The sequence below is a fragment of the Pseudomonas agronomica genome (assembly GCF_025917275.1).
GTDB lineage: Bacteria > Pseudomonadota > Gammaproteobacteria > Pseudomonadales > Pseudomonadaceae > Aquipseudomonas > Aquipseudomonas agronomica.
Map to the genome: position 1 here is coordinate 1 of NZ_JAOSHO010000344.1, position 5,664 is coordinate 5,664.

5 protein-coding genes are annotated in these 5,664 nt (G+C 63.8%); 3 read left to right on the forward strand and 2 right to left on the reverse strand.

Going from position 1 to position 5,664, the window contains the following annotated elements; genetic code table 11:
- The first annotated feature begins 186 nt into the window (after positions 1-186).
- The 3 genes from OC610_RS20110 (at position 187) to OC610_RS20120 (ending at position 3,712) form a co-directional block, all read left to right on the forward strand.
- Complete coding sequence (locus OC610_RS20110; RefSeq protein ID WP_264430158.1) at positions 187-1,560, forward strand: aspartate aminotransferase family protein; 1,374 nt, start codon at positions 187-189, stop codon at positions 1,558-1,560.
- Between the two features lie 32 nt (positions 1,561-1,592).
- Positions 1,593-3,047 carry an aldehyde dehydrogenase family protein gene (locus tag OC610_RS20115; RefSeq protein WP_264430159.1) on the forward strand — a complete coding sequence of 485 codons (1,455 nt, stop codon included), beginning with the start codon at positions 1,593-1,595 and terminating at the stop codon, positions 3,045-3,047.
- A gap of 101 nt (positions 3,048-3,148) precedes the next feature.
- Complete coding sequence (locus OC610_RS20120) at positions 3,149-3,712, forward strand: cytochrome b (protein ID WP_264430161.1); 564 nt, start codon at positions 3,149-3,151, stop codon at positions 3,710-3,712.
- A gap of 47 nt (positions 3,713-3,759) precedes the next feature.
- Here OC610_RS20120 and acuI read toward each other — a convergent pair whose 3' ends face one another.
- Together acuI and OC610_RS20130 are read right to left on the reverse strand one after the other, a co-directional pair.
- A complete protein-coding gene (gene acuI, locus OC610_RS20125; protein ID WP_264430162.1) occupies positions 3,760-4,746 on the reverse strand; it encodes an acrylyl-CoA reductase (NADPH) in 987 nt (328 codons plus the stop codon).
- A gap of 62 nt (positions 4,747-4,808) precedes the next feature.
- Complete coding sequence (locus OC610_RS20130) at positions 4,809-5,657, reverse strand: oxidoreductase (protein ID WP_264430163.1); 849 nt, start codon at positions 5,655-5,657, stop codon at positions 4,809-4,811.
- Between the last annotated feature and the right edge of the window lie 7 nt (positions 5,658-5,664).

The following is a 5,664-nucleotide window of genomic DNA, read 5'->3' on the forward strand; positions in this document are numbered from 1 at the left end:
TCGCAGGCTCCGCCAGCTCCTAGTTGATTGGGAGTAGATGCCAGCCCCGTGGCGAGGGAGCTTGAAAAGTACACCGCTCACTTTAGTGCTCCAACGACGCTGGCAATGTGCCGATTCGGGCTAACGGCTGCGAGCGGGCGGCGGGGATGATCGAGACACTGATAATCGACATCCTGAGAGACCGTCATGAGTGAAGCCAAGCTTGAATCCCTCCATTTCGCGGACGCCCCGCGGATAACGTCCGCCATTCCCGGCCCCAAGACCACCGAGGCCCTGGCATTGTCGGCGCGTACCGAGTCGATGGCGCGCGGCGGCGCACGCATGCCCGTCGCCATGGACCGTGCCTTTGGCGCAACCTTCAAGGACCCGGATGGCAATACCTACATCGATTTGTCCGCTGGCGTGGGCGTCAGCAGCGTAGGCCGCTGCCACCCGAAGGTCGTGCAGGCCATCCGTGAACAGTCCGAAGTGTTGATGCACGCCCTGGAAGTCAACAGCACCCGGCGCACCGAACTGGCCGCCAAGATCGCCGAGATCGCGCCCGACGGACTGCGCGGCGACTGCATCACCTTCTTCACGCAAAGCGGCAGCGATGCCCTGGAAGCCGCGATCAAGTTCGCCAAGCGCATCACCGGACGCCATCAGATCATTGCTTTCCATGGCGGCTACCACGGCGTCTGGAACGCATCGGGCGCGCTGACCACGGGCACGGCCTACCGCAAGGGCTACGGTGCCCAGATGGGTGGCGTCATTCATGCGCCCTACCCTTATGCTTACCGTTTCCCCTTCGACACCACGCACAAAAGCGCCGAGCAGATTGCCGGCGAATACGTGGATTACCTGCTCAATACGCCCTACACCGCCGCCGATGACGTGGCCGCCGTGATTGTGGAACCGGTACAGGGCGAAGGCGGCTACGTGCCTCCCTCACCGGAGTTCCTGCAGTTGTTGCGCCAGGCCTGCGACCGCAGCGGTGCGTTGCTGATCGTCGACGAAGTGCAGTCCGGCGCCGGGCGCACCGGCAAGATGTGGGCGGTCGAGCATTCCGGCGTGAAGCCCGACATGCTCACGTTCGGCAAAGGCATCGGCAGCGACCTGCCCATGGCCGGCCTGATCATGCGCTCGGACCTGGCGGCCGCGATCCCCGATGGATCGGTGCCCAACACCTTTGCCGCCAACTCGCTGTCCGCCGCCGTGGCGCTGACCAACATCAGCATTCTCCAGGACCCTGAGCTCGACCTGCTCAACCGCGCCCACGTGCTCGGGCTCGAAGCCCAGGAACGCATCCGTGGCTTCGACAGCCCCTTCATCGGCGAAGTGCGCGGTCGCGGCCTGATGATCGGAATCGAGCTGGTGGAGGACCCGACCACCAAGGCACCGCTGGCGCCGGCCAAGATCGGCCAGATCATGGGCTACTTGCTGAACCACGGCGTGCTGATGATTCCCTGCGGTCGCTACAGCAACGTGATGCGGGTCATGCCCTCGTTGACGATCTCCCGGTCGCTGTTCTTCAAGGCCCTGGACATTTTTGCCGACGCCCTGGCCTCCCTCAAGGCCTGACCGTTCCTCCCACTTCATTACGGATCGCAAAAATGACCCAGCATTTCAATCACTTCATCGAAGGCGCGACCTTCGAAGCTTCGGACGGCCGTCGCATTGCGCTCGTCGATCCGGTGACAGAACAGACTTACGGCAGCACCGCCCGCGGCACCACCGAAGACGTGGACCGCGCCGTGAGCGCGGCACGCCAGCAAGTCGAGCATGGCGCCTGGAGCCAACTCGACGGTGCCCAGCGCGGTCGGCTGCTATCGAAACTGGCGGACCTGGTCGAGCGCGACACCGAGGTGCTGGCCGACCTGGACGCCAACGCCATCGGCCGTTCACCGGTCGAACCACGCCGGCTGGACATCCCCAACGCGATCGCCAACCTGCGCGCTGCCGCTGGTTGGGCGAACCAGCTCGAAGGACGCACCATTCCTTCCGGCGGGTATTTCGGCACGAAGACCCTGTCATACACGGTGCGGGAACCGGTGGGCGTGGTCGGCGCCATCGTTCCCTGGAACTCACCGCTGATGATCACCGTCTGGAAGCTCGCCGCGTTGCTGGCGGCGGGCTGCACGGTGGTCATCAAGCCGTCGGAGGAGACGCCACAATCGGCCTTGCACCTGGCGGCGCTGGCGCAGGAAGCGGGCTTCCCTGACGGAGTGATCAACGTGGTCACCGGCTACGGCAACGAGGTGGGTCGCGCCCTGTGCGAACACCCGCACGTGGCCAAGATCAGCTTCACCGGCAGCCCCGAGGCCGGGCGAGAGATCCAGCGCACCGCCGGCGTATTGTTCAAGCGCGTGGCATTGGAGCTGGGCGGCAAGAGTCCGCAGATTGTCTTCGACGATGCCTCCTTCGACGACGCGCTCTTCGGCTGCTCCCTCGGCCTGTTCGCCAACCAGGGACAAATCTGCGCGGCCGGCTCGCGCATCCTGGTCCAGCGCGGCATCGCCGATCGTTTCGCCGCCGCGCTCGCCGACGCCGCGCGCGCAGTCAAGGTCGGCGACCCGCGCCAGCCTGGCGTGCAGATGGGCCCGGTGGCCAAGAAGGCGCAATTCGACCGCGTCAACCGCTACATCCAACTGGGCATCGAACAAGGCGCCTCGCTATTGGCGGGCGGTGTATCGAACCCTGGCCAGGGCTGGTTCGTCCAGCCTACGATCTTCGCCAATGCCCGCAACGACATGGCGATCGCCCGGGACGAGATCTTCGGCCCCGTCGGCACGGTGATCACGTTCGACAGCGAAGAAGAGGCGATCGCGCTGGCCAACGACTCCACCTACGGCTTGGCGGCCACGGTCTGGACGGCCGACCTGGTGCGAGCCCATCGCGTGGCCGCCGCGGTGAAGGCCGGTGCCGTCGGCGTCAATTGCTGGAGCCCGCTGGACGCCAACCTGCCCTGGGGCGGCGTCAAGTCCAGCGGCATCGGGCGTGAAGGCGGGTTCAGCGGCGCGCAGGCCTACACCGAAGAGAAGGTCATCACCGTATTGCTTCCCAGCTGAAAACAATTCCCCGCACTGATCGAATGGCCCTTTGTGGTTATCCGGCAGAGGGCCGTTGAAACGTGCATTTCGATGCGTTGATGATCCTTGGAGAGACCGCGATGAATCCGGCAACTCAAACAATAATTGATCGGTATCCGACGCCCCTGCGTATTTTGCACTGGGTGCGCGCCCTGCTCGTTGCAGGCCTGCTCTGGGCCGGCTGGCACATGACCGGGCTGAATGACGAAGTGGCGAGCAAATATGAGCTGTACTACCCGTGGCACAAATCCTTTGGGGTGTTGGTGTTCCTGGTGGTCCTGGTCCAGATCGCCCTGCGCATAAGAACGCCCAGGCTGCCGCAACCGCCAGAGTCCTTGGCTCGCTATGAAAGAATTTCATCAAGGCTTGCGCACCGCACCCTGTATGCACTGCTGGTGATCGTGCCGTTGATGGGATATTCGATGTCGAGCACCTACACGATGAGCGACGGGGTGTTCTTTTTTGGCGTGAACCTTCCGGAGCTTCTTGGGAAGAATGACGATTGGTTCGTGGTCTTCCAGTGGCTGCACAAGGTGCTCGCCTATACCCTGCTCGGCCTGGTCCTGGTGCACGTCGCCGGAGCCCTCAAGCACCGCTTCTTCGACCGCGACCCTCGCAGCGACGTCTTGCGCCGCATGCTGTGACGACCAGAGGCCTTGGCAACGTCATGGAATGCCTTCTTATCGAGTGTTCATGCATTCACATCGACGACCGTGCGCCCGCGAACCTGCCCTTGCAACACCCGGGCAGCCACCGCCGGAACTTCGGCCAAGCCAATCACGTGGGTGGTGCGGGCAAGCTTGTTGACGTCAAGATCCCGGGCAAGCCGCGACCAGGCTTGCAAGCGCGCAGCTTGCGGAGCGTTCACCGAATCGATACCCGCCAGGGTGACGTTGCGCAGGATAAACGGCAGCACCGAGCCGGGCAGGTCCGCGCCCTGGGCCAGGCCGAAGGCAGCGACAACCCCGCGATACTGGGTCTGGGCCAAGGCATTGGCCAAGGTATGGCTGCCGACCGAGTCGATGACGCCCGCCCAACGTTCCTTCGCAATCGGCGCGCCGGGCTCTGACAAGGTGCGGCGATCGATGATTTCGGCCGCACCTAAGTCGCGCAGGTAGTCGGCCTCTTCCTGCCGTCCGGTCGAGGCCACCACCCGATAGCCCAGCCCCGACAACAATGCGATCGCCACCGAGCCGGCGCCACCATTGGCACCGGTCACCAGGATATCGCCACGCTCGGGTGTCAGGCCGCCGTGTTCCAGCGCCAGGACGCTGAGCATCGCCGTGTAGCCGGCGGTGCCGATGGCCATGGCTTGCTGGGTCGAAAACGCCTCCGGGATGTTCACCAGCCAGTCGCCACTCACCCGCGCCTTCTGGGCAAAACCGCCGTGGTGGGTCTGGCTCAGCCCCCAGCCATTGACCAGCACGCGGTCACCGGCCTGGAAACCGGCGTGGCTCGACGTTTCGACGATGCCGGCGAAGTCGATACCCGGAATCAACGGGAACTGGCGGATGACCGGCGAACGCCCGCTGAGGGCCATGGCATCCTTGTAATTCACCGTCGAATATTCCACCGCCACGGTAACGTCGCCGGCCATCAGGTCCTCCTCCTTGAAATCGACCAGGCGGGTGGAAATCACATCGTCGGCTTTGGTGGTGAGCAGCGCCTTGAAAGTCATTGTCATGTTTCCTGTTCGATTGAAGGGTGGGTCCTACGGGCAAGCGGCTGGACCGGGCAGACTCACGCGAGCTGCATGGCCTTGCGGATACCGGTGTCCAGAATGCCAGCCGGGGCGAAGCGGCGCATCCATTGCAACTGCGCCGCCGCCTTGCCGGCGGTATAGCGCAGCTTCGGACGCTCGGCCCGCGCAGCCTTGAGCACCACGTCAGCTACCACATCCGCGCTTTCGGCGGTTGCCATCGCCTGGTTGACGACCTTGGTGACCTTTACCCGAATATCTTCATACAGGTCCAGCTTGGCGTCAGCCTCCAGGCTGTTGCTTTCGAACGAAGTCCGGGTATAGCCGGGTTCGATCACAGTGACCCGGATGCCATGGGTGCGCAGTTCGTGGTCCAGGGCTTGAGAATAGCCATCCACCGCATGTTTGCTCGCGACGTAGAGCGCCACATAAGGCACGGCCACGACGCCGAGGATCGAACCGATGTTGATGATGCGACCGCTGCCCTGGCGTCGCATGTGGGGCACAACAGCGCGAGTCATCCGGACAACGCCCATGAAATTGGTATCGAAAACCGCCTTGGCCTGCTCGATGGAGCTCTCTTCCGCCGCCGCAGGCGCGAGCCCGAAACCGGCATTGTTGACCAGCAGATCGATACGGCCCTCCAACTGCAACAACTCCCGCACAGCGTGCTCGACAGAGGCATCCTCGGTCACGTCCAGCGCCAGCATGGCAAACGGCCGTTGATCCGACTGCACGCCTCTGCGGCTGGTGCCGTAGACCTTGTAGCCCGCCGCAACGAGCTTGACGGCGATGGCCTCTCCGATACCGGACGAAGCGCCTGTTACCAATGCTACGGGTTTGTTGATTGTCATGAAGTTTTCCTCGGGCAGCAGGGTCGGGGCCGGCATCGAAGCG

What these genes read in the sequence shown, in the direction of transcription:
- OC610_RS20110 (WP_264430158.1), top strand. Translation starts at nt 187, where the DNA reads ATGAGTGAAGCCAAGCTTGAATCCCTCCATTTCGCGGACGCCCCGCGG.
- OC610_RS20115 (WP_264430159.1), top strand. Translation starts at nt 1,593, where the DNA reads ATGACCCAGCATTTCAATCACTTCATCGAAGGCGCGACCTTCGAAGCT.
- OC610_RS20120 (WP_264430161.1), top strand. Translation starts at nt 3,149, where the DNA reads ATGAATCCGGCAACTCAAACAATAATTGATCGGTATCCGACGCCCCTG.
- acuI (WP_264430162.1), bottom strand. Translation starts at nt 4,746, where the DNA reads ATGACTTTCAAGGCGCTGCTCACCACCAAAGCCGACGATGTGATTTCC.
- OC610_RS20130 (WP_264430163.1), bottom strand. Translation starts at nt 5,657, where the DNA reads ATGCCGGCCCCGACCCTGCTGCCCGAGGAAAACTTCATGACAATCAAC.